Source organism: Kitasatospora sp. UYEF31 (genome assembly GCF_057291755.1).
On sequence record NZ_JBXAWK010000013.1, the window covers coordinates 55,113 to 80,796 of the forward strand.

The 25,684-nt window shown below is 69.9% G+C and carries 26 protein-coding genes; 20 read left to right on the top strand and 6 right to left on the bottom strand.

The window, feature by feature from the left end; translation table 11 throughout:
- The first annotated feature begins 17 nt into the window (after positions 1-17).
- The 3 genes from AC0Z36_RS09085 to AC0Z36_RS09095 are packed head-to-tail and all read left to right on the top strand — an operon-like array spanning position 18 to position 3,759.
- Complete coding sequence (locus tag AC0Z36_RS09085) at positions 18-926, top strand: FAD binding domain-containing protein (RefSeq protein WP_485462227.1); 909 nt, start codon at positions 18-20, stop codon at positions 924-926.
- Complete coding sequence (locus AC0Z36_RS09090; RefSeq protein ID WP_485462228.1) at positions 923-1,573, top strand: (2Fe-2S)-binding protein; 651 nt, start codon at positions 923-925, stop codon at positions 1,571-1,573. The genes AC0Z36_RS09085 and AC0Z36_RS09090 overlap by 4 nt, the downstream gene beginning before the upstream one ends.
- Entirely contained in the window at positions 1,570-3,759 is a 2,190-nt protein-coding gene (locus tag AC0Z36_RS09095; protein WP_485462229.1) for a xanthine dehydrogenase family protein molybdopterin-binding subunit, read from the top strand. The genes AC0Z36_RS09090 and AC0Z36_RS09095 overlap by 4 nt, the downstream gene beginning before the upstream one ends.
- Before the next feature lie 222 nt (positions 3,760-3,981).
- Here the strand turns inward: AC0Z36_RS09095 and AC0Z36_RS09100 are convergent, their stop codons facing one another.
- Positions 3,982-4,359 carry a hypothetical protein gene (locus AC0Z36_RS09100; protein WP_485462230.1) on the bottom strand — a complete coding sequence of 126 codons (378 nt, stop codon included), beginning with the start codon at positions 4,357-4,359 and terminating at the stop codon, positions 3,982-3,984.
- A 427-nt stretch (positions 4,360-4,786) separates the two neighbouring features.
- Here AC0Z36_RS09100 and AC0Z36_RS09105 point away from each other — a divergent pair, with 427 nt between their 5' ends.
- The 3 genes from AC0Z36_RS09105 (at position 4,787) to AC0Z36_RS09115 (ending at position 8,481) form a co-directional block, all read left to right on the top strand.
- Entirely contained in the window at positions 4,787-6,577 is a 1,791-nt protein-coding gene (locus tag AC0Z36_RS09105; RefSeq protein WP_485462231.1) for a DEAD/DEAH box helicase, read from the top strand.
- A 352-nt stretch (positions 6,578-6,929) separates the two neighbouring features.
- Complete coding sequence (locus AC0Z36_RS09110) at positions 6,930-7,682, top strand: IclR family transcriptional regulator (protein ID WP_485462232.1); 753 nt, start codon at positions 6,930-6,932, stop codon at positions 7,680-7,682.
- A 28-nt stretch (positions 7,683-7,710) separates the two neighbouring features.
- On the top strand, positions 7,711-8,481 hold the full coding sequence (locus AC0Z36_RS09115) for a YlbL family protein (RefSeq protein WP_485462233.1): 771 nt from the start codon (positions 7,711-7,713) through the stop codon (positions 8,479-8,481).
- Between the two features lie 69 nt (positions 8,482-8,550).
- Here AC0Z36_RS09115 and AC0Z36_RS09120 read toward each other — a convergent pair whose 3' ends face one another.
- The 3 genes from AC0Z36_RS09120 to AC0Z36_RS09130 form a co-directional block, all read right to left on the bottom strand.
- Positions 8,551-9,834 carry an MFS transporter gene (locus tag AC0Z36_RS09120; protein ID WP_485462234.1) on the bottom strand — a complete coding sequence of 428 codons (1,284 nt, stop codon included), beginning with the start codon at positions 9,832-9,834 and terminating at the stop codon, positions 8,551-8,553.
- 71 nt (positions 9,835-9,905) lie between these two features.
- Positions 9,906-10,538 carry an ArsR/SmtB family transcription factor gene (locus AC0Z36_RS09125; RefSeq protein WP_485462235.1) on the bottom strand — a complete coding sequence of 211 codons (633 nt, stop codon included), beginning with the start codon at positions 10,536-10,538 and terminating at the stop codon, positions 9,906-9,908.
- A gap of 160 nt (positions 10,539-10,698) precedes the next feature.
- On the bottom strand, positions 10,699-11,181 hold the full coding sequence (locus AC0Z36_RS09130) for an Lrp/AsnC family transcriptional regulator (protein ID WP_485462291.1): 483 nt from the start codon (positions 11,179-11,181) through the stop codon (positions 10,699-10,701).
- Between the two features lie 279 nt (positions 11,182-11,460).
- On the opposite strand from AC0Z36_RS09130, the gene hppD reads away from it, so the two are divergent.
- From hppD to AC0Z36_RS09150, 4 genes are all read left to right on the top strand, one after another.
- The gene (gene hppD / locus AC0Z36_RS09135; protein ID WP_485462236.1) at positions 11,461-12,609 is read left to right on the top strand and encodes a 4-hydroxyphenylpyruvate dioxygenase; all 1,149 of its coding nucleotides are present in this window, start codon (positions 11,461-11,463) and stop codon (positions 12,607-12,609) included.
- Positions 12,610-12,737: 128 nt separating this feature from the next.
- The gene (locus AC0Z36_RS09140) at positions 12,738-14,102 is read left to right on the top strand and encodes an FAD-binding oxidoreductase (RefSeq protein ID WP_485462237.1); all 1,365 of its coding nucleotides are present in this window, start codon (positions 12,738-12,740) and stop codon (positions 14,100-14,102) included.
- Between the two features lie 222 nt (positions 14,103-14,324).
- On the top strand, positions 14,325-14,924 hold the full coding sequence (locus AC0Z36_RS09145; RefSeq protein WP_485462238.1) for an RDD family protein: 600 nt from the start codon (positions 14,325-14,327) through the stop codon (positions 14,922-14,924).
- Between the two features lie 63 nt (positions 14,925-14,987).
- Entirely contained in the window at positions 14,988-16,736 is a 1,749-nt protein-coding gene (locus AC0Z36_RS09150; protein ID WP_485462239.1) for an immune inhibitor A domain-containing protein, read from the top strand.
- A gap of 87 nt (positions 16,737-16,823) precedes the next feature.
- On the opposite strand, the gene AC0Z36_RS09155 is transcribed toward AC0Z36_RS09150, so the two are convergent.
- Both AC0Z36_RS09155 and AC0Z36_RS09160 read right to left on the bottom strand, forming a co-directional pair.
- Positions 16,824-17,435 (bottom strand): isochorismatase family protein, encoded by a 612-nt coding sequence (locus AC0Z36_RS09155; protein ID WP_485462240.1) that lies wholly within the window; start codon positions 17,433-17,435, stop codon positions 16,824-16,826.
- A gap of 154 nt (positions 17,436-17,589) precedes the next feature.
- Positions 17,590-18,921, bottom strand: coding sequence for a nicotinate phosphoribosyltransferase (locus AC0Z36_RS09160; RefSeq protein ID WP_485462241.1), 1,332 nt, complete (start codon positions 18,919-18,921; stop codon positions 17,590-17,592).
- Between the two features lie 195 nt (positions 18,922-19,116).
- On the opposite strand from AC0Z36_RS09160, the gene clpS reads away from it, so the two are divergent.
- From clpS to AC0Z36_RS09210, 10 genes are all read left to right on the top strand, one after another.
- Positions 19,117-19,407, top strand: coding sequence for an ATP-dependent Clp protease adapter ClpS (gene clpS, locus AC0Z36_RS09165; RefSeq protein WP_485462292.1), 291 nt, complete (start codon positions 19,117-19,119; stop codon positions 19,405-19,407).
- 180 nt (positions 19,408-19,587) lie between these two features.
- Positions 19,588-20,148, top strand: a complete 561-nt coding sequence (locus tag AC0Z36_RS09170) for a DUF2017 domain-containing protein (RefSeq protein WP_485462242.1) — start codon at positions 19,588-19,590, stop codon at positions 20,146-20,148.
- Positions 20,149-20,224: 76 nt separating this feature from the next.
- The gene (locus tag AC0Z36_RS09175; protein ID WP_485462243.1) at positions 20,225-20,650 is read left to right on the top strand and encodes a M67 family metallopeptidase; all 426 of its coding nucleotides are present in this window, start codon (positions 20,225-20,227) and stop codon (positions 20,648-20,650) included.
- Positions 20,651-20,821: 171 nt separating this feature from the next.
- On the top strand, positions 20,822-20,920 hold the full coding sequence (locus tag AC0Z36_RS09180) for a putative leader peptide (protein ID WP_485462293.1): 99 nt from the start codon (positions 20,822-20,824) through the stop codon (positions 20,918-20,920).
- 149 nt (positions 20,921-21,069) lie between these two features.
- Positions 21,070-21,348: a ubiquitin-like small modifier protein 1 gene (locus AC0Z36_RS09185; protein WP_485462244.1), complete on the top strand. Its 279-nt coding sequence runs from the start codon at positions 21,070-21,072 to the stop codon at positions 21,346-21,348.
- Positions 21,348-22,298, top strand: a complete 951-nt coding sequence (locus AC0Z36_RS09190; protein ID WP_485462245.1) for a PLP-dependent cysteine synthase family protein — start codon at positions 21,348-21,350, stop codon at positions 22,296-22,298. Before AC0Z36_RS09185 ends, AC0Z36_RS09190 begins: the two co-directional genes overlap by 1 nt.
- Positions 22,299-22,474: 176 nt before the next feature.
- Positions 22,475-23,302, top strand: a complete 828-nt coding sequence (murI, locus tag AC0Z36_RS09195) for a glutamate racemase (RefSeq protein WP_485462246.1) — start codon at positions 22,475-22,477, stop codon at positions 23,300-23,302.
- A gap of 25 nt (positions 23,303-23,327) precedes the next feature.
- Positions 23,328-24,083 (top strand): MBL fold metallo-hydrolase, encoded by a 756-nt coding sequence (locus AC0Z36_RS09200; RefSeq protein WP_485462247.1) that lies wholly within the window; start codon positions 23,328-23,330, stop codon positions 24,081-24,083.
- 129 nt (positions 24,084-24,212) lie between these two features.
- Positions 24,213-24,938 (top strand): ribonuclease PH, encoded by a 726-nt coding sequence (gene rph / locus AC0Z36_RS09205; protein WP_485462248.1) that lies wholly within the window; start codon positions 24,213-24,215, stop codon positions 24,936-24,938.
- Positions 24,939-25,210: 272 nt separating this feature from the next.
- Positions 25,211-25,588 carry a hypothetical protein gene (locus AC0Z36_RS09210; protein ID WP_485462249.1) on the top strand — a complete coding sequence of 126 codons (378 nt, stop codon included), beginning with the start codon at positions 25,211-25,213 and terminating at the stop codon, positions 25,586-25,588.
- The last annotated feature ends 96 nt before the right edge of the window (positions 25,589-25,684 follow it).

Here is a 25,684-nt window from a genome sequence, read left to right on the forward strand (position 1 = left end):
GGCCGGACCCGCTGCAAATGAAGACTGTGGACGCGATGATCATGAATCCTGGTTCGGTGCCCGAGGCCCTGCACATGCTGGCCTCCGCGCCCGACGCCGTCATTGTGGCCGGCGGCACCGACCTGATGCCGCGCATCAACGACCTGACGGTGCGCCCACGCGCACTGATCGGCCTGGGGGGCGTCGCCGAACTGCGGCAGTGGGGCTTCGAGGAGTCCAACGCGCTGCTCGGCGCCGGACTGACCTGGGCCCGGCTCGGCGGCAGTGACATCGCCGAACTGTTCCCGGCCCTGGCCTCCGCCGCACGGCAGGCCGGGCCGGTCCACGTACGCAACAGCGCGACCCTGGGCGGGAACCTCGCCGTGGGCCACCCCGTGCCCGGCGACGGCTTCGGCACGCCGGGGCCGCCCCGGTACGACCCCGACGTGCTGCTGGTCCTGGCCGCATACGAAGCAGTGGTCCTGGTCGCCTCGGGCGACGGGGTCCGCGAAGCCCACCCGCACCTGCTGACCGGGCCCGGACAACTGCTGCACCGCGGCGAACTGATCCTGGGCGTCCGGGTGCCGCGGCTGCGTGGCCGGCAACGGTTCGTGAAAGTCCCCGTGGGCGGCGGCCGGCCGATCACCCTGGCCTTCGTCGTCGACCCGGCGGTCCCCGCGGTGCGCTGCGCGGTCGGCGGCGCCCACCCCGGCTACGTCCACCGCGCGACAGCTGCCGAGAAGTGGCTCGTCGAACGCATCGACCCGTACACCGGCAGACTGTACGAACCCGCCCGCACCGCCGACGAGTTCGGCCAGCTCGTGGCCGCCGAACTCCGCCCCGTGGGCGGCGGCCGCACCGAGACCGCGCACCGCGCACACGTCGTCGCCGTCTGCGCCCGGCGCGCCGTGCTCCACGAGTTCAGCCCCCAGGAGCCCACCGCATGATCCCACCCGACCCCGCCGCCACCTACCGGCTCCGGATAAACGGGGCGGACCACCAGGTCGACCGGGCGTGGATCGGCGAGAGCCTGCTGTTCGTCCTGCGCGAGCGGCTCGGCCTGCCCGGCACCAAGGACGGCTGCGGCGACGGTGTGTGCGGCATGTGCACCGTCACCGTCGACGGCGCGGCCACCGCCGCGTGCCTGACCGCCGCCGCGGTCCTGGGCGAACGGGACATCCGTACGGTCGAAGGTCTGTCCGCGGACGGTGCGCCCACCGACATCCAGCGCGCGCTGATCAACCGCGGCGCGGTGCAGTGCGGCTTCTGCACCCCCGGGGTGGTCCTCGCGGCCACCGCCCTCCTGGACCGGGTCCAGGACCCAGACGAAGCGACCGTACGGGCCGCGCTGGCCGGACACCCCTGCCGCTGCGCGGGGCCGAACCGCATGGTCGAGGCGGTCCTCGCGGTGGCCCGCAACCGGTCCGCGAACGCCGGGCAGGCCGGGGCCTCCGGGCGGATCGCGTACGGCGGTCGGGGTGACGCTCCGGGCCAGCCCGGATTCGGCGGTCAGGGTGACGCTCCGGGTCGGATCGCCTACGGCGGTCAGGCCGGCACCTCCGGCCGGACCGGATACAACGGCGGTCCCCGATGACCATCGGATCCCCAGCGGACCGCCCCGACGGCGCCGCCAAGGCGCAGGGCCGCTTCGCGTACACCGCTGACCTCTGGGTCCCCGGCATGCTCTGGTGTGTCCTGGTGCGCTCCCCGCACCCCCACGCGCGGATCCTCGGCATCGACGCGGGCAGCGTCTACACGCTCCCGGGCGTGCACGCGGTCATCACCGCTGCCGACTTCGCCCCCGGCACCGTCTACGGCCAGGTCGTCGCCGACCGGCCGCCGCTCGCCGACGGCGTGGTCCGCTTCCGCGGCGAACCCGTCGCGGCGGTCGCCGCGGACACCCCGCACGCCGCCCGCCGGGCCGCCGCCGCCCTCCAGGTGGGTTACCAGGTGCTCGAACCACTGCTCGAACCCGAACAGGCCTTCGCGCGGCCTGCCGTCCACCCCGACGGCAACATCCTGCGGCACATCGAACTCCGGCACGGCAGCCCCGTCACCGAACGGCACGACGGAAAACCCGTCCAGGAGACGGTGGTTGAAGGCACCTACGTGCTCGGCCCGCAGCAGCAGGCCAACGCCGCCACCGACGCGGCCCTGGCCGTTCCCGTACCGGGGGCCGGGCGGACACACCTCGGCACCCTCGAACTCCACACCGCCACCCAGTGGCCGCAGGCCGACCGCGACCAGACCGCCGAATGCCTCGGCCTGCCCCCCGAGGACCTGCGCCTGATACCCGCCGGCGTCGGCGGCTCCGCCGGAACCCGCGAGGACATCGGCCTCCTGGCCTGTGTGAGCCTGCTCGCCCTGCGCACCGGGCGACCCGTCAAAGCAGTCCTCGACCGGGCCGAATCCCTGCACGCGGGCGGCCAGCGCCATGCGGCCGTGCTCAAATACCGGCACCGCGCCGACGTCGACGGGCGGCTCCTCGGCGTCGAAGCGCAGATCTTCCTCGACGGCGGGGCGTACGCGGCCGACTCCGCACCCGTCCTGGCCCAGCTCGCAGGGTGCGCCACCGGCCCCTACATGGTCCCGCACGCCGTCGTCGACGCCTGGGCCCTGCGCACCAACCACCCGCCCGCGGGCACGATGCGCGGACCCGGGGCCACCCAGGTGTGCTTCGCGTACGAAGCCCAGATGGACAAACTCGCCACCGCCCTCGGCATGGGCCCGGTCGAACTGCGGCTGCGCAACGCCATCAGCCCGGGCATCATGCTGCCCACCACCCAGGTCCTGCCGGCGCCCGCACCCGTCGGCGCGCTCATCCGGGCCGTCGCCGAAGAACCCCTGCCGGAGACCCCCGCACCCGCCGGACTGCGCCGTGGCGTCGGCTACGCCGTCGGCATGGTCCCGCTGCTCGGCGGCGAAGGCTCCGACGAATCCTCCACCGCCACCGTCCGCCTCGACGGCCACCACGTCACCGTCACATGCGCCGCCGTCGAGACCGGCCAGGGCTTCGTGACCCTCGCCCAGCAGATCGTGCACGAGATCCTCGGCGTCGAAGACGCCATCGTGCTGCCCGCCGGAACCGGCATGCCCACCGCAGGACCCCCCGGCGTCGGCCGCCACACCTGGCTCACCGCGGCGGCCGTCGAACAGGCCGCCCGCGACATCCGCGGCCGCCTCCTGGCGCCCATCGCCGCCCGGTACGGCATGACGCAGGCACTCCTGCACATCAAAGACGGCCGCATCGTCAGCTACGACGGCCTCGTCGACCTGCCCGCCGAAACCGCGCTCCTGGGCCAGGCGCCGATCGCCGTCGGCGGCATCGGCCGCGCCCCGCACACCGAACCCCTGGACGACGCCGGCGGCGGCGACACCTACGCGGCCCTCGCCTTCGCCGCCTACCGCGTCGTCGTCGACGTCGACCCCGACCTTGGCACCGTCACCGTCGTCGACGTCACCGGCGCCTACGACGCCGGAAAGGTCCTCGACCCCCGGCAGGCCCGCGCCCGCGTCGAAGGGGCCGTCGCCATGGGCATCGGCCTCGCCCTGGTCGAGGACGCCGACAGCCCCGCGCTGCCCGGCACCGACGACGTGCCGCCGCTGCGTATCGCCCTGTGGCACGAAGAACCACAGCCCGGCGCTCCGTTCGGCGCGAAGGGACTCGCCGACGCCGCGCTCGTCCCCGTGCCCGCCGCGACGGCGGCGGCCGTCCGCAACGCCACCGGGCGCGCGGTCGACCGACTGCCCATCCGCCCGTGGGACGTCACCCCGTACTGAAGCCAGGGGTGGGAAGCAGCTGAAACCGCTTGCCCCCAAACCTTTCTGACGGAAGGTCAAGAACGTACGATCGGCACCGCGCGCCGTGATCTCTGGCGCGCCGGAACAAGCTGGGGGAATTTTTGACGCTGACCTCGGCACCGACTGGGACGCACTCGTCGCCGCCACCGCGACGGGCGGCGCGATGTGACCAGGGCGTCGGCCGGGGAATTCAGAGATTCCTTAACAGGCGCGCAGCAGTTGGGACACGCGCTGCGTTGAGATCTTGAGCACGGCTGCGATCTCCCGCCCGGTCATGCCCCGGGATTTGAGCTTGCAGGCGAGCGCGCGGGAACGGGCCGCAGCGGCCTGCTGCGCCTCCTCGGCGGCGCGGGCTGCCTGGCGGGCTTCGAGGACTTCCTCGTCGATTCCGTCGCCGACTTCGGGGAGGATCTCCACGGCGAAGACGCCGGGCGGAGTGTCGAGTGCCAGCGCCAGATAGTCCCGGACCATCGCCTCGGCGTCGGAGAGTCTGCGGGTCTGCGTGACTCCGACGCCGTCGATGCGCAGTTCCCAGCCGCGCGCCCAGCGCTTGGCGTGCACGGTGTAGTCGGTCTTCATGACAGTCGTCCTTCCGGAAGGCGCCGCAGCCGCTGGATCGTGGCGGCGACCACACCGGGCGAGACGGTGCGTCGGCGCGGGAGGCCGGCGCTGTGCGTGCCGCACGGGCAGCCCCATTTGGTACGGCGGCCAGTGTCGTTGCGGACGGTGCGGCCATGATTTTTCAGTGCCCTCGCGATATCGAGGAGCTTCATCGCCGTAGGCGTGACGATAAATCTAGGGGGGATAGATGTCAATCTCCTTGCCCGCCGTTGAAGTTCACTGCTTCGGGTGACGCAGCGCCGAGTGCGCCCGAACGGCTGATGCGTGTCGAGTGCCCGACGCGCACCCGGGGTCTCGGGTATCGTCGATCGGCGTTGCCCTGATCGTCTGAGCATCGAGAAGACGGTCGTACGAGAAGTCCCGGAGCAGAGCCATCACTGTGAGCATGTCGAGCACCTCGGCCGCGTCCCACCTGTCCCCGGCCTTCCCGGCCAGGGCCCCCTGGGGCACCGCGAGCAAACTGCGCGCCTGGCAGCAGGGGGCCCTCGACGAATACCTCACGCGACAGCCGAAGGACTTCCTGGCAGTCGCGACCCCCGGCGCCGGGAAGACGACCTTCGCGCTGCGGATCGCCGCCGAACTGCTGCACAACCACACCGTCCAGCAGATCACCGTGGTGGCCCCCACCGAGCACCTGAAGAAGCAGTGGGCCGAGGCCGCCGCCCGGGTGGGCATACGGCTCGACCCGAACTACTCCGGGTCGCAGGGCGGCACCTCCCGTGACTTCGACGGCGTCGCGGTGACCTACGCCGGGGTCGGGATGCACCCGATGCTGCACCGCAACCGCACCGGGGGCCGCAAGACCCTGGTGATCCTCGACGAGATCCACCACGCCGGCGACTCCAAGTCCTGGGGTGAGGCGGTGTACGAGGCGTTCGAGCCCGCGACCCGCCGGCTCGCGCTGACCGGCACGCCGTTCCGCTCCGACACGAACCCGATCCCGTTCGTCACCTACGCCCCCGACGACGAGGGCATCCGCAAGTCCTACGCGGACTACACCTACGGCTACGGCCACGCGCTGTCCGACGGCGTCGTCCGCCCAGTGATCTTCATGTCGTACTCCGGCGACCTGCGCTGGCGGACCAAAGCCGGGGACGAGATCGCCGCGTCGCTGGGCGAGCCGATGACCAAGGACGCGGTCAGCCAGGCCTGGCGCACCGCCCTGGACCCGGCGGGCGCCTGGATGCCAGCGGTCCTGCGGGCCGCGGACAAGCGCCTGACCGAGGTGCGCAAGGCCGTCCCCGACGCCGGTGGCCTGGTCATCGCCACAGACCACAACGCGGCCCGCGCGTACGCGGTGATGATCAAGGAGATCACCGGCGGCAAGGCGACCGTCGTCCTCTCCGACGACGTCGGCGCGTCCAAGAAGATCGACGCGTTCGCGGCGTCCGAGGACCGCTGGATGGTCGCCGTCCGCATGGTCTCCGAAGGCGTGGACGTCCCCCGTCTGGCCGTCGGCGTGTTCGCCACGACCATCTCCACCCCGCTGTTCTTCGCCCAGGCCGTCGGCCGTTTCGTCCGGGCCCGCAGGCGCGGCGAGATCGCTTCGGTGTTCCTGCCGTCCGTGCCCACGCTGCTCCAGCACGCGAACGAGATGGAAGTCGAGCGCGACCACGTGCTCGACCGCAAGAAGACCGGCGAGGAGAACCCCTACGCCGCCGAAGACGCGATGCTCGCCGAAGCAGAGAAGACCAAGGACGAGGACACCGGCGAGGAGGAACTGTTCTCCTTCGAGGCGCTGGAGTCCGAAGCCCGCTTCGACCGCGTCCTGTTCGACGGCAACGAATTCGGTCTCCAGGCGCACGTCGGCAGCGAAGAGGAGGAGGAGTACCTCGGCCTCCCCGGTCTCCTGGAACCCGACCAGGTGCAGATGCTGCTCCAGACCCGCCAGGCCAAGCAACTCGCCAAGAGCCGCAAGAAGCCCGACAGCGAAGCCGACCTGTCGGAGAAGCCCGCTGACCAGCGCCCCGTCGTCACCCACCGGCAGCTGACCGAACTGCGCAAGGAACTGAACGGCCTCGTCGCGGCGTGGCATCACCGCAGCGGCATGAGCCACGGCCAGGTGCACAACGAACTGCGCCGGGTCTGCGGCGGCCCGGCGGTGGCCCAGGCGACGGCGGGGCAGTTGCAGGGCCGGATCAAGAAGATCCACGACTGGGCGACCGGCGGCAGGTGAACCGGACGGGCTCCGGCCCGGCCGGTGTGTGCCGGACGGCCAGACCAATCGTTTGTCTACTGTTCAGATCCTGAGACGACTGTTTCATGACCCGAAAACCATCGTCGACGTCACACTGGGAATCCGTGCCGCATTTAGCGGCGTATCGCATGATTTTCCACGGCAGTTCGCCCTGTGGAGTGCCCATATTCTGGAATTAGTAGTGTCCATTCCCCCGCTGCTGGTTACGGTGACCCCAAGGGGAGCGTAGGGGGCTGAAACCGGAGCAATCCCGCGCCTGCTGTGTTGTCACAGTGAAAGCCGCAAGGGCGGCTGAACGCAGTCAGAACCACTGCGCGAAGGGAGACGCTCCATGGTCGCGGAGACGTCGCAGACCCTCGATAGAGGGCTGCGGATCCTGTCCCTGCTCGCCGACGCGCCGGACGGCATGACCGTCCCCGACCTCACCGTCGCGCTCGGCGTCAACCGCACGGTCGTCTACCGGATGCTCGCCACCCTCGACGCCCACGGACTCGTCCACCGCGAAGCCGGCGGACGCATCCGGCTCGGCCTCGGGGCCCTGCAACTGGCCCGCCGTGCCCAGCCACTCCTGCGCGAGGGCGCCCTGCCCAGCCTGCGCCGCCTGGCCGAAGAGACCGGCGCCACCGCCCACCTCACCATCGTGGACGCCGACGAGGCACTGGTCGTCGCCGTCGCCGAACCCACCTGGACCGACTACCACGTCGCCTACCGGGTCGGCTCCCGGCACGGACTCGACGAGTGCGCGGCAGGCCGTGCCCTGCTGTCCGCCCGCCGGTCCCGCGCCGGGCTCGACCGCGCGGGCCCCGGCTGCGCCCGCACCGACCGCGGCGGCCGGCCGTTCCTCCAGCCGTACGTGGGACTGCCGGGCGACGGATTCCGGACAGCCCCCGGCATCGCCAGCGCGATCGGCCCGCTGTCCGCAGTGGAGGCCGCCGTCGGCATCGTGTCGTTCCACGAGTTCAGCGACGAGGAGGCGACCCGCTTCGGACGGCGGGTTTCCGAGACCGCACTGGAGATCGGCGAAGCCCTCGCGGGCCCCGCCGCCGGTTTCAATCCGGAGGAGCGCACCCTGCGCGCGGGCTGACCGTACGCAGTCCTGATTTAATCGACAGGTGCTCCAGAGCAAGCGTCTCCTGCCGGTCTCCGCCCTCCTTGTCCTGATCCTCGGCGTCTTCGCCTTCAGCGTGCCCCTGCCGTACACGGTCACCGTGCCGGGCGACCGCACCTTCGACACCCTCGGCGACGACAGCGGCGCCCCGGTCATCGAGGTCTCCGGCGCGCCGGTGCACCCGACCGACGGGCACCTGCGGATCACCACGATCCAGGCCACGACCCCGGACACGAGCATCCGCCTCGGCCGCCTGCTCGAAGCCTGGTGGGACAACGAGGAAGCGGTCGTCCCGAAGGCCGCGGTCTACCCCGCGGGCAAGTCGCGGGCGAAGGTCGACGAGATCAACCTCAAGGACATGGCTGAATCCCAGGACCACGCCATGGTCGCCGCACTCCGCAAACTCGGGCTCGACCCCGCCACGGTCAAGGTCAAACTCCACCTGGCCGACGTCGGCGGCCCCAGCGCGGGCCTGATGTTCACCCTCGGCGTCATCGACAGACTCGGTCCCGAAAGCCTCACCGGCGGCGCGGACATCGCCGGGACCGGAACCATCGACGACACCGGCAAGGTCGGCGAAGTCGGCGGCGTACCGCTGAAGATGCTGTCCGCCAGGCACGACGGGGCGAAGGTGTTCCTGCTCCCGAAGGGCGAGTGCGCGACGGCCGGCCGGGCGACGCCCGAAGGACTGCGGCTGGTCCCGGTGGGCACACTCGACGACGCGCTGGCGGCCCTGAAGGGGCTCCGCGAGGGCGGCAAGGTCCCGAGCTGTTAGGGCCTGTCCTGGGGAGTTCACTCATCCGGTGACGGATGTTCGCGATAGCCGCGGTGACCCGTCACCGGATCAGCAAGCCGACCTGGCTGGCTCGTCCAGCTGCCGCCATGCCGGGACCACCAGGATGCTGAGCGTCGCGACCAGGTACAGCCCGCCGCCGACCAGCAGTGCGCTGCGGACACCGAAGCCCCCGGCGAGGTAGCCGGCGAGCAGGCCGCCCAGCGGGATCGCCGACATCACACCCGCCGCGACCAGGCCCTGCACCCGGCTGCGCAGGTGCTCCGGGGTGTGCGCGAAGAGCATCGCGGTCAGGATCGGGTTGAGCATGCCCGAGGCGATGCCGCCGCAGAACATCGTGGCGGCCAGCGGCAGGGTGTCGTCGCTGAACGCCGCGACCGCGTACCGGGGCGGGCCGGCCAGCAGGAACGCGACGGCGAACACGGTGAACTGGGAGAAGCGGTGGCCGACCGCGCCGTACAGGACCGTGCCGGACAGCGCGCCCAGCGACATCGCGCCGACCAGCAGGCCCAACACCCCCGAACCGCCCAGCTCCTGACGGGTGTGCAGGGGAAGCAGCACACTGTTCCAACCCTGGTCGAGGCCGTTGGTGACTATGCACAGGGCGATGGTCGTGAAGATGATCCGCTCGCGACGGGCGAAGGCCAGGCCCTCGCGCAGTTCGCGAAGGTAATTCCGTACGCCCGGACTTGACTGTGACTTCGCGTCAGCCCGGGGCAGTCGCACGAACAGAGCGATGAGAAGTGCGGAGCCGGCGAACGAAACAGCGTCCACGTACAGGGCGTTGGCCGGACCGATCACCGCGATGAGGCCGCCCGCCAAGGGGGCGCCGATCATGCGGGCAGCGCGGAAGGCTGCGTCGTTCGCGCTGGCCGCCCGGGCCATCGTCATCCCGGCCCGGTCGGCGACCGTCGGCAGCATGATGCTGCGCGCGGTCTCGCCGGGCATCTGGAACAGTCCGCTGACCGCTACCAGGATCATCAACTGCCACAGCCGCAAGCCGATTGTCTGGTGCAACAGCGGGACCAGGACCGTTGCGACGGCGGCCAGGAGGTCGCAGCCGACACTGCTGCGCCGCCAGCCGATCCTGTCGATCAACGGCCCGCCGAACAGTGCGGCCAGCACCATCGGCACGGTCGAACAGAACGACATCAGACCGGCTTTCGCGGCACTGCCGGTCGTGTCCAGGACGAACCAGGGCACCGCGATGAGCGTGAGCGCGTTTCCGGCGGTCGACACGGTCTTTGCCGTCATCACGATGACAAGGGGGCGGCGGTCGTGCTGTCTGGGGGGTGTTTCCCTTGATATGGGATATTCCGTACGGGAAACGGTCATGGCGAAGGAGCACCTTTCGGTCTGGATGGACGCCGATGGTGTTCTGTCGTGCCTGGACGGTGCCGAAGGCGCTAGATGTCGCTCTGCGTTGCCGCAGGGGAGGGATGCGTTCCCGTGGGGAACGAGTGCACGTGCAGCTTGATCTGCTCCGCGCCTTCGGGTGCTTCACCGGTCCGGCGGCGCTCGCGGAACTTTTCCAGCACGCCGTGAAGTTCGCTGTTCAGCTCGCGCAGTTCATCCGCGGTCAGCAGGATCCGGTAGTCGCTTATGGCGGAGGCGTCCAGCCAGTCGTCGCCCCACTGCCCCTGCTCGGCGAACCAGCCGCTGAGCTCCTGGTTGTGGATCGCGGCGATCTCATGCTGGAACAGGGCCAGCGCGCCCCTGTTGGCGGGGTCTGCGGCGAGCGCGCGGACAGGGATGCGGGTGCCGTCGTGCGTCGAACGCCACCACCTCTCGCGGCCGGTGCCGCGCTCGGTGTCCTCCTCGATGAGTCCGTGCTCGGCGAGCTGCCGCAGGTGGTAGCTGGTCGATCCGCTGGACTCGCCGAACTTCTGGGCGAGTTGCGAGGCGGTGGCCGGGCCGTCGGTGCGCAGGGCGCCGAGCATCCGGATCCGCAGCGGGTGGGCCAGGCCGCGCAGGGTGCGCGGGTCCAGGTCGAGCATCTTGTGGCCGAGGGGACTCGCGGCGTCCGGCTGTCCTGTCATAGCGAGGACGTTAGCAAGCAAAGACTTCTTTGCAAAGGTCATACGGGATTCTTTGCAAAGAAATCTTTGCATTACTGGAGACGGCCTGACGCCGGGCTCGGGGTCGGGGTCGGGGTCGGGTTCAGGGTCGGATTCAGGGCCGGGCTCGGGGCGGTTCCCCTCAGGCCGGGGCGTCCTCGTCGGCCGCCGCCGCGGCCACCAGCGGCAGCACCCGGTACGGCACCGGGTTCTCCAGCGCGATCGCCGTCGAAGCCCGCACGATGTGGTCGTACGCCACGACCGTGTCGATCACCCGCTGCAGATCCGCGTTCGACCGCGCCACCAGGCGGCACAGCATGTCCCCCTGGCCGGTGATCGTGTGCATTTCCAGGACTTCGGGGATCGCCGTCAGGTGCGTACGCACCTGGGTCCCGCGGCCCTGTCTGATCTCCAGCGTCGCGAACGCCATCACCCCGTAGTCCAGCGCGGCCGGGTCGATCTGCGGTGCGAAACCCTGGATCACCCCGCGCTCACGCAGCCGGTCAAGCCGCGCCTGCACGGTCCCGCGCGCCACGCCGAGCCGCCGGGCGCACTCCTGCACGCCCAGTCGGGGCTCCTCGGACAGCAGGGTGATCAGGCGTCCGTCCAGTCCGTCGATGCCCATGGGTTCCCTTCTTCGGCCGAAGCCGGCCCCGACCCCGGGGGTGGTGGTGCCTGACCCGCCGTCGGATCGGCTGGTCATGCTGTACAGATCAGACTGACTCATCCGTGATTCGATATACAGGGTGCCTAGTAAAATAAGAAACCCTTGCGCATCTTGACGTATCAGCGTGACGCTGGGGACCGAAGCGCAGCCACGGTGTCACCGGCCGGGCCGCCCAAGCCCAGCCGGTGCGACCCCGCCGCCGAAGCACCGCTGACAAGAACCCGAGGAGCGCCCGCTATGACCGAGACGCCGCACACCACCCCCGACACCGCGGCCACCGCCGACCCGTTCCCGGTCCTCGGCATGGACTCCGTGGTCTTCGCGGTCGGCAACGCCAAGCAGGCCGCCCACTACTACTCCATCGCGTTCGGTATGCGCTGTACGGCGTACTCGGGCCCGGAGACCGGCAACCGCGAGACCGCCTCGTACGTGATGGAGTCGGGCAGCGCCCGCTTTGTGATCACCGCCCCGGTCAAGGCCGGCACGGACCTCGGCCGCCACATCGCCGACCACGGCGACGGCGTCACCGACCTGGCGATCGGTGTGCCGGACGTGCACAAGGCCTACGCCTACGCCGTCGAGCACGGCGCGACCGGGCTCGAGAAGCCGTACGAGCTCACCGACGAGAACGGCACCGTCGTCCTCGCCGCCATCGGGACGTACGGCGAGACCCGCCACACCCTCGTCGACCGGTCCCGCTACACCGGCCCGTACCTCCCCGGCTACGTCGCCCGCGGCCCGATCACCACCGCGTCCCTCGACGCCTCCGGCCAGAAGCGTTTCTTCCAGGCGATCGACCACTGCGTCGGCAACGTCGAACTCGGCAAGATGAACGAGTGGGTGGCCTTCTACAACCGGGTCATGGGCTTCATCAACATGAAGGAGTTCGTCGGCGACGACATCGCCACCGAGTACTCCGCGCTCATGTCGAAGGTCGTCGCGAACAGCTCGCTCAAGGTCAAGTTCCCGATCAACGAGCCGGCCATCGCGAAGAAGAAGTCGCAGATCGACGAGTACCTGGAGTTCTACGGCGGCCCCGGTGTCCAGCACCTGGCCCTGGCCACCAACGACATTGTGGCGTCCGTCCGGGCGATGCGCGCCGCCGGTGTCGAGTTCCTCAACACCCCCGACTCGTACTACGACACCCTCGGCGAATGGGCCGGCGAGACCCGCGTGCCCGTCGAGACGTTGCGCGAGCTGAAGATCCTCGTCGACCGCGACGAGGACGGCTACCTGCTGCAGATCTTCACCAAGCCGGTCCAGGACCGGCCGACGGTGTTCTTCGAAATGATCGAGCGGCACGGCTCGATGGGCTTCGGCAAGGGCAACTTCAAGGCGCTCTTCGAGGCCATCGAGCGCGAGCAGGAGCTCCGCGGGAATCTGTAAGCGCACCGGGAAGCAGGTGCTCCCGCGGTAACGGTCTTGGGGTTTCCGGGGTAAAAGACGCCCCGCAAACCCCAAGACCGTTACCGCGGGCCTGTTCAGTTGCGGCCGGGCGCAGCAGAATCGCCCATATGAGCGAGCTGATCGACCGGCTGCGTGCAGGTCTCCCCGACGACGCCCTGGTGACTGATCCCCAGGTGATGGCCTCGTACGCCCAGGACATGGCGCCCATGTGCGAAGTCGGCGCACCCGCCGTTGTCGTCCTGCCGTCGAACGTCGGGCAGGTGCAGCATGTCCTCCGTACGGCGTCTGAACTGAACGTCCCCGTCGTCCCGCAGGGCGCCCGCACCGGACTGTCCGGGGCCGCCAACGCCGTCGACGGCTGCGTCGTCGTGTCGATGCTGCGCATGGACCGCATCCTGGAGATCGACCCGGTCAACCGCATCGCCGTCGTCGAACCCGGCGTCATCAACGCCCACCTGACCCGGGAAGTCCAGAAGCACGGACTCACCTACCCGCCGGACCCTTCCAGCTGGGAACTGTGCACCATCGGCGGCAACATCGGCACCGGCGCGGGCGGGCTCTGCTGCGTCAAATACGGCGTCACCGCCGAGTACGTGCTCGGCCTGGAGGTCGTCCTGGCCGGCGGCGACATCCTGCGCACCGGGCGGCGCACCGCCAAAGGCGTCGCGGGCTACGACCTGACCCGGCTGTTCGTCGGCTCCGAAGGCACCCTCGGCATCGTCACGCAGGCCGTCCTCGCGCTGAAGCCGGACCCGCTGCCGCAGCTGGTCCTGGCCGCCCAGTTCTCCTGCACAGCCGACGTCGGCCGCGCGGTCGCCGCCGTGATGGCGGCAGGTCACACCCCGTCACTGATGGAACTCATGGACCGTACGACGGTCCGCGCGGTCAACGCGCTCACGCACCTGGGGCTCCCCGAGGGGACCGCCGCGCTGCTCCTGGTGGGGCTCGATACCGCAGAACCACTCGCCGAACTGGCGCGGATCGCCGAACTCTGCGCTGTAGCCGGGGCGTTCGAGGTGGACGTCGCAGACGATCCGGCGTCCTCGGAAATGTTCCTCGCCGCGCGGCGGATGGCCCTCGTGGCGATGGAGAAGCTCGGCACGACGATGATCGACGACGTCGCCGTGCCCCGCTCGCGACTCGCCGACATGCTCGACGGGGTGGAGCGCATCTCGGCGGAATACGACACCGTTGTGGGCGTCTGCGCCCATGCGGGTGACGGCAACACCCACCCGATCGTCGTCTTCGACGCAGCCGACGAAGCGGCCACGGAGCGGGCCGGGCAGGCCTTCGGCGCGATCATGGACCTCGGTCTGCGACTGGGCGGCACGATCACCGGCGAACACGGGGTGGGTCTGCTCAAGCGCGCGTGGCTGGCCAAGGAGGCCGGCCCGGTGGGACTCAGCGTGCACCGGGGGATCAAGGCGGCCCTCGACCCGCAGGGGATCCTCAATCCGGGGAAGGTTTTCTAGAAGGCCACTGAAAATCCAGGCCGGGCTCGCGACGCCCGGCACGGCCCCTCGCCGCGCGTGTCCGCGCGGACGGTCCCGTTCGCGTAACGCTGCGCGGGGACAACGTCTGTTGCGCTGAATGGCCACCGTCGTTGGTCTTTTCGGGTGGTGCGATGCGGCGATTAGAGCGATTTCGGGCGCAATGCAATGCATTTATAATCGTTTAAGGGTTCTACTCGATTCATGAGTACGAACCCACCGCCAGACCCGGGCAACTACGGCGGAGAACCCGGACAGAACCCGTACGGCAACGGCAAGCCGGGCCAGAGCCCGGACGGCGGGGGCGACCCCGGCCAGAGCCCGTACGGAAGCCCGTATCCGCAGGGCGGCGACGCCTACGGCGGCGTCTCGCAGGCAGGTGGCCCACAGCTGGCCGGCTGGGGCAGGCGGCTGGTCGCGCGCATCATCGACGGCCTCATCGTCGGGATCGTCAGCTCGATCCTCGCCACACTCTTCGACCTCCCCGTCTTCAGCACGGAGTACAGCGACGCGTGGAAGTCCGGCCTGATCAGCGGGGCCATCTACTTCATCTACGAGTTCATCCAGCTGGCCAGGTCCGGCCGGACACTCGGCAAGCGGATCATGAAGATCAAGGTCCTGCGCATTGAGGACGGCGGGGCGATCTCCCAGAACACCGCGGCGATCCGCGCGTTCATGTGGAGCGGCCCGGCGGTCCTGTGCTGCATCTGGCAGGTCGTCGACGGACTGTGGCCGCTGTGGGACAAGCCGTGGCAGCAGGCCCTGCACGACAAGGTGGCCAAAACCGTCGTCGTCCAGGCCTGACCACCCGTGTCCTTCGGCGTCAGCCACCCCGGGTCACCGCACCGCGCTCCCCGCGCCGGTGCGGTGACCCGTACCGCCGGCTGGCTGTGCGTGCTGGCAGCACTCGCCGTCGGCTGCGCGGCGGCCCAGGACGACCGGGTCGCCGACGTGGCCCGCACGGAAACGCAGCTGCTTCCCGCACCGCATGACGACGACCTGCCGGGCCCCTTCACCGAGGACCGCAGGGCACGCCGCGAGGCAGCGGTACGCAGCGAACTTGAAAGCCCGTACGACCCGGACTCGCGTAGTGGCACGGCCAAACCGACCGGTAGCCGGCCCCCGGCCACCGCCCGGGTCTTCGTAGTCCTCGTCGAGTTCGGCGACCGCTCCAAGGAACCGGACCCCGCCTGGAAGGCCGGCCGGCCCACGCCCCAGGGCCCCCTGCACGGACGCATTCCGCGACCCGACCGCGCGGTCGACACCATCACCCCGTGGCTCCCGGACTACGACCGCGACCACTACCGCGACCTGTTCTTCGGCCCGAAGGACTCCCTGGCTTCCTACTACCGCGAGCAGTCCGGCGGCCGGATGAGCGTCGAAGGGGAGACCAGTGACTGGGTGCGCGTGCCGTGGAACGAGGCGCGGTACGCGAAGAACTCCTGCGGCAAGAACGTCTGCCGTGAAGTCTGGGACCTCGTCAGGGACGCCATGGGCGCCTGGTACACAGCGCGCAGCGCCGAGGGTCTGACGGCGGCTCAGATCGCGGACCGGCTCGCCGAATTCGACCACTGGGACCGCGACGATCACGACGGCGACGGCGTCTACGACGAACCCGACGGCTACCTCGACCACGTGGAGTTCGTACACGCGGGAGTCGACAGGTCCGGCAGCGGTGCCGGGGGACAAGGCTCCCTGTGGTCCCACCGCTGGTACGCCTTCCCCGACCGGACCGGCAGGACCGGCCCCACGAACAACCCCGCCGGCGGCACCCGCATCGGCAGCAGCCCCTACTGGGTCGGCGACTACACCCTCCAGCCGGAGAACGCCGGACTCGGCGTCATCGCCCACGAGTTCGGCCACAGCCTGGGCCTGCCGGACCTCTACGACCGGACGGGCAAAGGCGACCCGGCCGTCGGTTTCTGGTCCCTCATGGGCCTCGGCGGGCTGCTCGGCGTCGGCGAACAGGGCTACGGAACCCAGGCCGGAGCGCTCACCGCGTGGGACAAACTGCAACTGGGCTGGCTGGACCATACGACCGTCGACCGGGCGGTGCGCACCGTCGTGGACCTGGCCCCCAACCAGAGCATCGGCGACCCTGCCGCGGTCCTGGTCCCCCTGCCGCCGGGCCCGACCGGCGCGGACCGCTGGTACATCATCGAGAACCGCCAACGCCTCGGCGCCGACCGGGCCCTCCAGTCAGGGCCGTTCGCCGCGGTCGACACGGCCGGCCGCATCACGCACTTCCCGTACACACCCGGCGTCCTGATCTGGTTGTGGGACACCGGCCAGCCCGACAACGACGTCTCCGAACACCCCGGACACGGCCAGCTCCTGCCCGTCGACGCCCACCCGGCCGCCCTCCTGCGCCCCGACGGCAGGAGCGCCGACGGCAGGATGCAGACCTACGACGCCGCGTTCAGCGCGCCGGACGAGACCGTGTCGGCCGTGGGGGACGAACTCCCCGGGGCGCCGGTGTTCGACGACTCGGACCCCGCCTATGTGAACTCTGAGGTCAGGTCGTACGGAGTTCTCGTACCGCAGGCAGGCGTCACCGTCGCCGTGGACGGCAAGGCCCGCACCGGCGACACCGTCAGGGTGGTCGTCGGGCGCTGAAACGGCGGCTGCTCAGCCCGCCTCAGTGCCCGGCCCGCCTCAGTGCCCGGCTCCTTCAGTGGCCGGTCGGCTCAACGCCCGGTCGGCTCAACGCCCGACCAGCTCAACCCCCGCCGAGCGCAGCTCCGCCAGCGCCCGGTCCGTCGTCTGCGCCGCGACACCAGCCGTGCAGTGCAGCAGCACCCGGGTCGAAAAACCCTCCCGTACGGCGTCCAGCGCGGTCGCCCGGACACAGTGGTCGGTCGCGAGTCCCACGACGTCCACACACCGCACGTCCCGCGCCCGCAGCCAGTCGGCCAGCGTTGTGCCGTCGTCCGCCGCACCCTCGAACCCGCTGTACGCCGCCGCGTGCGCGCCCTTGGAGAAGACCTCCTCCACGTGCCCGTCCGCGACCGCGGGGGCGAACGCCGGATGGAACTCCGCCCCCGGCGTGCCCGCGACGCAGTGCGGCGGCCAGGTGTCCGTGAAGTCCGGCGCGTCCGAGAAGTGCGCTCCCGGATCGGTGTGCCAGTCCCGGGTCGCCACGATGTGCGAATACCCCGCGGTCCGCGCGTGCGCCGGGTCCGGCGGGGCGTCCGCCGCATTGGCGAACACCTGGTGCCGGACCGCCTCCGCCACCTGCGCACCCCCGGTGACCGGCAGCGCGCCGCCTTCGCAGAAGTCGTTCTGTACGTCGATCACCAGCAGTGCGCGCGTCATCGGCCGGACACTCCTTACTTCGTTTCAGCCGCGTCGATCATGTACAGAATGCCCCTCGCAGGGATCTTTACAGGGCATTCTGTACATGATCGACGCGGCAGGACACTGCTCAACAGGACACTGCTCAACAGAACACCGCTCAACAGGACACCGCTTATTCGAAGACAGTAGGCAGCACAGCCTCGCCGCGCGAGAGCTGAGTCGCCGACAGCGGCAGCTCCGCGCGCGACGCCTCATGCCGGGCCCGCGCGGCCGCCAGGGGCTCCCGGCCCACGATCTTCCCTCCGAGGACCAGCGGCACCAGGAGCTCACGCTCATTCGCGGCCACCACCTGCGCCGGGTCGTACTGCCGCACTACCTCGGTCTCGGCGACACCCTCCCCGTCGTACCGCCGCAACGCCTGCTTGCGGCCACCGTTGCTCGACTTCCCCGGCGACCGCTTCGCCACCGGCAGCAGCGGAGCGGCCGGATCGTCCGACTCCGCCCGCGCCACCAGCTTGTAGACCAGCGACGCCGTCGGATGCCCACTGCCGGTCACCAACTGCGTCCCCACGCCGTACACGTCCACCGGCGCCGAGCGCAGCGCCGCGATCGCGTACTCGTCCAGGTCGGACGTCACCACGATCTTCGCCTTCGCCGCACCCAGCTCGTCCAACTGCCGCCGCACCCGGTGCGCGAGCAGCAGCAGGTCACCCGAGTCGAGGCGCACCGCGCCCAGCTCGTCACCCGCCAGCTCGACAGCCGTACGCACCGCCTCAGCCACGTTGTACGTGTCCACAAGCAGCGTCGTGCTCCGCCCGAGCGCGGTGATCTGCGCGGTGAACGCGTCAGTCTCACTGTCGTGCAGCAGCGTGAACGAATGAGCCGACGTGCCCCGCGTCGGGATCCCGTACGTACGCCCCGCCTCCAGGTTCGACGTACTGGCGAAACCACAGATGTACGCGGCCCGCGCCGCCGCCACCGCGGCCTGCTCGTGCGTCCGCCGCGTCCCCATCTCGATGACCGGGCGTCCCGCCGCCGTCGCCGTCATCCGCGACGCCGCGGCAGCGATCGCACAGTCGTGGTTCAGGATCGACAGGATCACCGTCTCCAGGATCACCGCCTCCGCGAACGTGCCCTCCACCGTCATGACCGGCGAATTCGGGAACCAGCACTCACCCTCGGCGTAGCCGCGGATGTCACCGCTGAACCGGTAGTCCGCCAGCCACTCCAGCGTCGCCGGACCGACCACACCGTCCGACCGCAGGAACTCGATCGTGTCCGCGTCGAACCGGAAGTTCTCCACCGCGTCGAGCACCCGGCCCGTACCGGCGGTCACGCCGTACCGGCGCCCTTCCGGCAGCCGACGGGCGAAGACCTCGAACGCCGACCGGCGGTGCGCCGCACCGCTGCGCAGCGCCGCCTCGAGCATGGTCAGCTCGTAGTGGTCGGTCAGCAGCGCCGTCGTGGGCGCGGCGTGTGAAGGGGCCGTGGTCGCGTCGTTCATAAAAAAACCATAGCACCACTACTCGTCAGAGTGACGATTAGTGTTGCGGTGTGCCGGGCGTCACGTGGCGGCGGCGCCGCGCGGCTCCCGGGTCCCGCCCGGTGGCCGGCGCGGGGACCGGCGGGCAGCGGAGCGCGCAGACCTGCTTGGGGCCCACGTTCGCCCCGTCCCGCCCGAACTGGCAGCATGGAACCCATGGGTGTGGCCCCCGCAGAACTCGACCTCCCGGCGTCCGACACGGACGTCCGCCCCGACACGCCTTGGGTCTGCCTGGTCTGGAACGACCCGATCAACCTGATGTCGTACGTCTCCTACGTCTTCCAGAGTCACTTCGGCTACGACAAGAAGAAAGCCGAAAAGCTCATGCTCGACGTCCACACCAAAGGTCGCGCCGCAGTCTCCAACGGCACCCGCGAAGAGATGGAACGCGACGTCGTAGCCATGCACGGCTTCGGCCTGTGGGCCACCCTGCAACACGACAAGTAAGAGGCGCTGCCGGGAGGTAGCGCGGATGAAGGAGAGATCGCAGATGCGTCGGATCGCAAGGCGGCGGTGCCTCGGCGCCCTGGTTTCGGGCGTCGAGGTGCCGGCAACGCGGCGAGTCGGCGTAGCTGTGACCTCAACGCCGCAGGACCTCCCGGCAGCGCCGCTTAGGGCTTCGAAACCGTGAAGGGCCTCTTCGTCCGCAATCGCGCCAAGCGACCGCATATCGAACTCGACGAGATGCACACCCAGTTGCTCGTCAACCTGTGCGGCCAGCTCGTCGAACTCGTGTCCCCGGACGAAACCCCCGGCGCCGACCCGCTCGCCGTCGAACTCGGCCTCGCCGGGCTCGGCAACGACACGGCTATGCACACCCCCGACGACCCGGCCCTGGCCCGACTGTTCCCCGACGCCTACCGTGACGACCCGGTCGCGGCCTCGGAGTACCGGCGCTACACCGAGAACGACCTGCGGCTGCGCAAGCGCGACCACGCCCGCACGGTCCTGGAGGACCTGACTGAAGCCGGGGGCGGCGGCAGGATCGTGCTCGACGAGCAGAGCACGGCCGCCTGGCTCGGCGCGCTCAACGACCTGCGGCTCGCCCTGGGCACGCGTCTCGACGTCGGCGAAGACCTGGAGGAGTACGCCTCCGGACTCGACCCCGAGGACCCGCGCCTGGCGATGCTCGCGGTCTACCACTGGCTGGGGGCCGTGCAGGACTCCCTGGTGGAGACCCTGATCTGACGTACGGCCGACTGCTCCGTCCGGAGTGCGGTGGACACCTGGACCGGCGAAACATCCCACCCGTACGCTGGGCCGCATGCTGACGATCACAACGGCTCTGCGTGACGCGATCGTGGCGCACGCCCGCGTCGACCACCCCGACGAGGCCTGCGGCGTGGTCGCGGGCCCGGTCGGCGCCGACCGCCCCGAGCGCTTCATCCCGATGCTCAACGCGGCCCGCTCGCCCACGTTCTACGAGTTCGACTCCGGTGACCTGCTCAAGCTCTACCGCGGGATGGACGACCTCGACGAGGAACCCGTCGTCGTCTACCACTCGCACACCGCCACGGAGGCCTATCCGTCCCGTACGGACGTCTCCTACGCCTCCGAGCCGAACGCGCACTACGTGCTGGTGTCCACCGCCGCGACCGGCAACGACGACGGTCCGTACGAGTTCCGCTCGTACCGCATCGTCGACGGAGTGATCACCGAAGAAGAGGTCACCTTCGTCGAGGCCTACTGACCGGACTGCCGCCGGGTGAACTTCCACTGAGGGCCGGACGCCGGAAAACTCCCGGTATATCCGGCTCTCGCTTCAAATAGTCCAGTATTCGGGACGGTTTCGTCCGCCATGTGAGCGGCACTCGGAACCCGCGGGTGGAAGAATTAGCATGACGATATGCGTTGTGCAGGTATGGAGATGACGAACCGCAGGGCCGGCCTTCCCGGCGCGCTGCTCGTCGCCCGCCTGCACGTCGACCTGTGTCGCCTGTCCAGCGCCCTCTGTCGCTGAACCACCACGCCGTAGACCCCTGCCGCCCGGCCCCCGGACGGCCCGCGAGGTCCGGCCGCCCCACCGGCTGAATCCCACCGGCTGACCCCCCCCGCACCACCCCGGCGCCAACGGCCCGGCGGTCACCCCTGCCTTCTGGAGAAAACCCCATGGCCATCGAGGTCCGCATCCCGACCATCCTCCGCACCTACACCGACGGCAACAAGGCCGTCGACGGCGCCGGAGCCACCATCGACGCGCTCTTCGCCGACCTCGAGACCCGCCATCCCGGCATCCGCACCCGCCTCATCGACGACAACGGCAGCCTGCGCCGCTTCGTCAACGTCTACCTCAACGACGAGGACGTCCGCTTCCTCGACGGGCTCACCACCAAGCTCGACGACGGTGACAACGTCACGATCCTCCCGGCCGTGGCCGGCGGTGCCTGATGCGGTACGAATCCATGCTCGATTCGGTGGGCGGCACGCCGCTCATCGGGCTGCCCCGGCTCTCGCCGTCGAAGACCGTCCGGGTCTGGGCCAAGCTTGAGGACCGCAACCCCACCGGCTCCATCAAGGACCGGCCGGCCCTGCACATGATCGAAGCGGCCGAACGCGACGGGCTGCTCAGCCCCGGCTGCACGATCCTCGAACCCACGTCGGGCAACACCGGGATCGCCCTGGCCATGGCGGCCAAACTCAAGGGCTACAAGATCGTCTGCGTCATGCCGGAGAACACCTCCGAGGAACGGCGCGAACTCCTGACCATGTGGGGCGCGCAGATCATCCCGTCCCCGGCCGCCGGCGGCTCCAACACCGCCGTACGCGTCGCCAAGGAGATCGCCGCGCAGAACCCCGACTGGGTGATGCTCTACCAGTACGGCAACCCGGCCAACCCCGAAGCGCACTACAGCACCACCGGCCCCGAACTCCTGGCCGACCTGCCCACCATCACCCACTTCGTCGCCGGACTCGGCACCACCGGCACCCTCATGGGCGTCGGCCGCTACCTGCGCGAAAAGGTCCCCGGCATCCAGATCGTCGCCGCCGAACCCCGCTACGACGACCTCGTGTACGGACTGCGCAACCTCGACGAGGGCTTCATCCCCGAGCTGTACGACGCGGACATTCTCACCACCCGCTTCTCCGTGGGCAGCGAGGACGCCGTACGCCGCACCCGCGAGCTCCTGGAACACGAAGGCGTCTTCGCCGGCGTCTCCACCGGAGCCGCCCTCCACGCAGCCCTCGGCGTCGCCAACAAGGCCCACAAAGCAGGCGAGACCGCCGACATCGCCTTCGTCGTCGCCGACGCCGGATGGAAATACCTGTCCACCGGGATCTACACCGCAGCCTCCACCGAAGAGGCCGTAGCCCGCCTGCACGGGCAACTCTGGGCATGACACAGCTGCACCACACTGTGACAACACGCTGATCGTGATCCGGGACCCGAGGGTGTTCCGGATCATGATCAACAAACCCGGTGCCGTGCGGACGGTCCGAACACGCGCGGTGACGTCCGGCACAATCGGCCCGACCACACCGCTATCAGACGGTCTGGACCTTTACCCTCGAACCCATGGCGGACGCACCAACCCAGGCATCCAACGATGCCCCGATCGGCATCTTCGACAGCAGCTTCGGCGGCCTCACCGTGGCCCGCGCGATCCTCGACCAACTGCCGCACGAGCCGATCCTCTACCTCGGCGACACAGCCCGGCAGCCCTACGGCCCCCGGCCCATCGCCCAAGTCCGCGCGTACGCCCTCGAATGCCTCGACAAACTCGTCGCCCAGGGCGTCAAAGCACTTGTCATCGCCTGTAACAGTGCCAGCGCCGCGATGCTCCGCGACGCCCGGGAACGCTACGACGTGCCCGTCGTCGAAGTCATCAAGCCCGCGACCCGCCGCGCCGTAGCCGCCACCCGCAACAACCACATCGGCGTGATCTCCACCGCCGCCACCAAAACCTCGATGGCCTACGAAGACGCCTTCGCCGCCGCGCCGCACATCACCCTCACCACCGAAGCCTGCCCCCGCTTCGTCGAATTCGTCGAACAGGGCATCACCGGCGGGGAAGAACTGCTCAAAGTCGCCCACGAATACCTCGACCCACTGGTCGCCGCGGACGTCGACACCCTCATCCTCGGCTGCACCCACTACCCCCTGCTCACCGGCGTCATCAGCTACGTCATGGGGGAGAACACCACCCTCATCACCAGCTCCGAGGAAACCGCCAAGGACGTCTACCGCGTCCTCGCCGCGAACAACCTCATGCGCGCCGACCACCTCCCCGAACCAGAACACCAGTTCCTCACCACCGGCGACCCCGCCCAGTTCCGCGAAACCGGCCGCCGCTTCCTCGGCCCCGAACTCGTCCACGTCGACCCCTTCGGCGTCACCGCGTGAACCGCCGCCGCCCTGGAGGAACCCCGTGCGCCTGACCGTCATCGGCTGCTCCGGCAGCTACCCGGGCCCCGACTCGCCGTGCTCCTCCTACCTCCTGGAGCACGACGGCTACCGCCTGCTCCTCGACATGGGCAACGGCGCACTGGGCGCACTCCACCGCCACCTCGACCCGGCCAGGGCCGACGCCCTGGACGCCGTGGTGCTCAGCCACCTGCACAGTGACCACTGCATCGACCTCGCGGCTTATTACGTCGTACGGAATTACCACCCCGCGGGGCGAATGCCACCCCTGCCGCTGTACGGACCCATCGGCACGATGGAACGCCTGACACGTGCGTACGGAAACGACCACGACGTCTCCATGACCGACGTGTACGACTACCACCTCGTCACCCCCGGCACCTTCACCGTCGGGCCGTTCCACTTCACCACCGACCGCGTCAACCACCCCGTCGAATCCTTCGCCTACCGCATCGAAGCCGCCGGGAAAGTCCTCACCTACTCCGGCGACAGCGCCCAGAGCGACAACCTCGTCCGCCTCGCCCGCGGCAGCGACATGTTCCTCTGCGAAGCCTCGTTCATAGACGGCCGCGACACCTACCCCGACGTCCACCTCAACGGCCGCGAAGCCGGCGAACACGCCACCCGCGCCGACGTCGGCCGCCTCGTCCTCACCCACGTCCCCCCGTGGACCGACGGACAACTCAACCTCACCCACGCCCGCAAGGCCTATGACGGCCCCGTCGAGCTCGCCCGGCCCGACGCGACGTACGAGATCTGACCCACGGCCCCCGACACGGCGTGCGTGATCCGACCCGTCCACATCGGCGCCGCGTGCGTGATCCGACCCGCACACCCCCGGCGCGACCTACGGGATCCGACCCCCGGGACAGGCCCTAGGGTTGGAGGCATGTCCAGACTTGACGGCCGTACGCCCGACCAGCTCCGCACCGTGACCTTCCAGCGCAACTGGCTGGACCACGCCGAAGGATCCGTCCTCGTCTCCTTCGGCCGCACCCGCGTCCTCTGCGCCGCCTCCGTCACCCCGGGCGTCCCGCGCTGGCGCAAGGGCACCGGCGAAGGCTGGGTCACCGCCGAATACGCCATGCTTCCGCGCGCCACCCACACCCGCGGCGACCGCGAATCCGTCCGCGGCAAGATCGGCGGACGCACCCACGAGATCTCCCGACTCATCGGCCGCTCGCTGCGCGCGGTCGTCGACACCAAAGCCCTCGGCGAGAACACCATCCACCTCGACTGCGACGTCCTCCAGGCCGACGGCGGCACCCGCACCGCCGCCGTCACCGGCGCGTACGTCGCCCTCGCCGACGCGATCACCCACATGCGCGGCAAGGGCATGATCAAGGGCAGCCGCGAACCCCTCACCGGAACCGTCGCCGCCGTCAGCGTCGGCATCATCGACGGCATCCCCATGCTCGATCTGCCGTACGAAGAGGACGTCCGCGCGCAGACCGACATGAACATCGTCTGCACCGGCGACGACGAGTTCGTGGAAGTCCAGGGCACCGCCGAAGGCAAGCCCTTCGACCGCGAACTCCTCAACGAACTGCTCGACCTCGGGACGCTGGGCTGCGCCGAGCTGACGGTCCTGCAGAAGGCCGCACTCGCCGGCTGACCTCCGCCGGGCGACAACGACGGGGCCGGTCGGCTTCCGTCGGACAAGGACGACAAGGGTCGGTGACGTGCAGTCACCGACCCTTGTCCTGTTGGTAACGCTCCTGCATCAGCTGTCACAAACGGACAACCAGCAGCTCATGATCGGGCGTTCTCCGCTTCTGTCGGGTCCGGCTCGGCTAACGTCGGACCATCTGCGCGCATCTGAACAGTCGGCGCAGTTCCCTGACCCGCAGCCCCGGCACCGCCCTGCCAGGCACTTCGAGGAGCACGATGATCCGCCCCACCCACGCCCTGCGCACCACCCTTGCCGTCGCCGCACTCGCCGCCGCACTCATGTCCGTCACCGCGTGCGACAAGGCACAGCAGGCCGTCAACTGCGTGGACCTCGCGGGCAGGATCACCAACGACATCGCCGACGTGCAGAACGTCCTCAACGACCCGCAGGCCGCGAGCAAGGCGTTCGACAATCTCAACAAGACCCTCGACAAGGCAGCCGGCGACGTCGACTCCCAGGACGCCAAGGACGCGCTCAACTCGATGGGCACCCAGGTCGACGCGATGAAGAAGGCCCTGAACAACAACCAGGTCCCCGACCTGGCACCGCTGGTCACCAGGGCCGGCGACTTCCTGAAGACCTGTTCGCGCTGAGCCGTACGGCCGAACTCCCCGGCCAGGCAAGGCTCCCCGGCAGGTCCGAGCCGCGACACGGTGCAGCTCTGACGGCCCGGTCCGCGAAGATCGCCG

Bases quoted from the DNA above. Each gene is read 5' to 3' on its own strand.
- AC0Z36_RS09085 (WP_485462227.1), top strand. From the start codon at position 18: ATGAAGACTGTGGACGCGATGATCATGAATCCTGGTTCGGTGCCCGAG.
- AC0Z36_RS09090 (WP_485462228.1), top strand. From the start codon at position 923: ATGATCCCACCCGACCCCGCCGCCACCTACCGGCTCCGGATAAACGGG.
- AC0Z36_RS09095 (WP_485462229.1), top strand. From the start codon at position 1,570: ATGACCATCGGATCCCCAGCGGACCGCCCCGACGGCGCCGCCAAGGCG.
- AC0Z36_RS09100 (WP_485462230.1), bottom strand. From the start codon at position 4,359: ATGAAGACCGACTACACCGTGCACGCCAAGCGCTGGGCGCGCGGCTGG.
- AC0Z36_RS09105 (WP_485462231.1), top strand. From the start codon at position 4,787: ATGTCGAGCACCTCGGCCGCGTCCCACCTGTCCCCGGCCTTCCCGGCC.
- AC0Z36_RS09110 (WP_485462232.1), top strand. From the start codon at position 6,930: ATGGTCGCGGAGACGTCGCAGACCCTCGATAGAGGGCTGCGGATCCTG.
- AC0Z36_RS09120 (WP_485462234.1), bottom strand. From the start codon at position 9,834: ATGACCGTTTCCCGTACGGAATATCCCATATCAAGGGAAACACCCCCC.
- AC0Z36_RS09125 (WP_485462235.1), bottom strand. From the start codon at position 10,538: ATGACAGGACAGCCGGACGCCGCGAGTCCCCTCGGCCACAAGATGCTC.
- AC0Z36_RS09130 (WP_485462291.1), bottom strand. From the start codon at position 11,181: ATGGGCATCGACGGACTGGACGGACGCCTGATCACCCTGCTGTCCGAG.
- hppD (WP_485462236.1), top strand. From the start codon at position 11,461: ATGACCGAGACGCCGCACACCACCCCCGACACCGCGGCCACCGCCGAC.
- AC0Z36_RS09140 (WP_485462237.1), top strand. From the start codon at position 12,738: ATGAGCGAGCTGATCGACCGGCTGCGTGCAGGTCTCCCCGACGACGCC.
- AC0Z36_RS09145 (WP_485462238.1), top strand. From the start codon at position 14,325: ATGAGTACGAACCCACCGCCAGACCCGGGCAACTACGGCGGAGAACCC.
- AC0Z36_RS09155 (WP_485462240.1), bottom strand. From the start codon at position 17,435: ATGACGCGCGCACTGCTGGTGATCGACGTACAGAACGACTTCTGCGAA.
- AC0Z36_RS09160 (WP_485462241.1), bottom strand. From the start codon at position 18,921: ATGAACGACGCGACCACGGCCCCTTCACACGCCGCGCCCACGACGGCG.
- clpS (WP_485462292.1), top strand. From the start codon at position 19,117: ATGGGTGTGGCCCCCGCAGAACTCGACCTCCCGGCGTCCGACACGGAC.
- AC0Z36_RS09175 (WP_485462243.1), top strand. From the start codon at position 20,225: ATGCTGACGATCACAACGGCTCTGCGTGACGCGATCGTGGCGCACGCC.
- AC0Z36_RS09180 (WP_485462293.1), top strand. From the start codon at position 20,822: ATGGAGATGACGAACCGCAGGGCCGGCCTTCCCGGCGCGCTGCTCGTC.
- AC0Z36_RS09185 (WP_485462244.1), top strand. From the start codon at position 21,070: ATGGCCATCGAGGTCCGCATCCCGACCATCCTCCGCACCTACACCGAC.
- AC0Z36_RS09190 (WP_485462245.1), top strand. From the start codon at position 21,348: ATGCGGTACGAATCCATGCTCGATTCGGTGGGCGGCACGCCGCTCATC.
- murI (WP_485462246.1), top strand. From the start codon at position 22,475: ATGGCGGACGCACCAACCCAGGCATCCAACGATGCCCCGATCGGCATC.
- rph (WP_485462248.1), top strand. From the start codon at position 24,213: ATGTCCAGACTTGACGGCCGTACGCCCGACCAGCTCCGCACCGTGACC.
- AC0Z36_RS09210 (WP_485462249.1), top strand. From the start codon at position 25,211: ATGATCCGCCCCACCCACGCCCTGCGCACCACCCTTGCCGTCGCCGCA.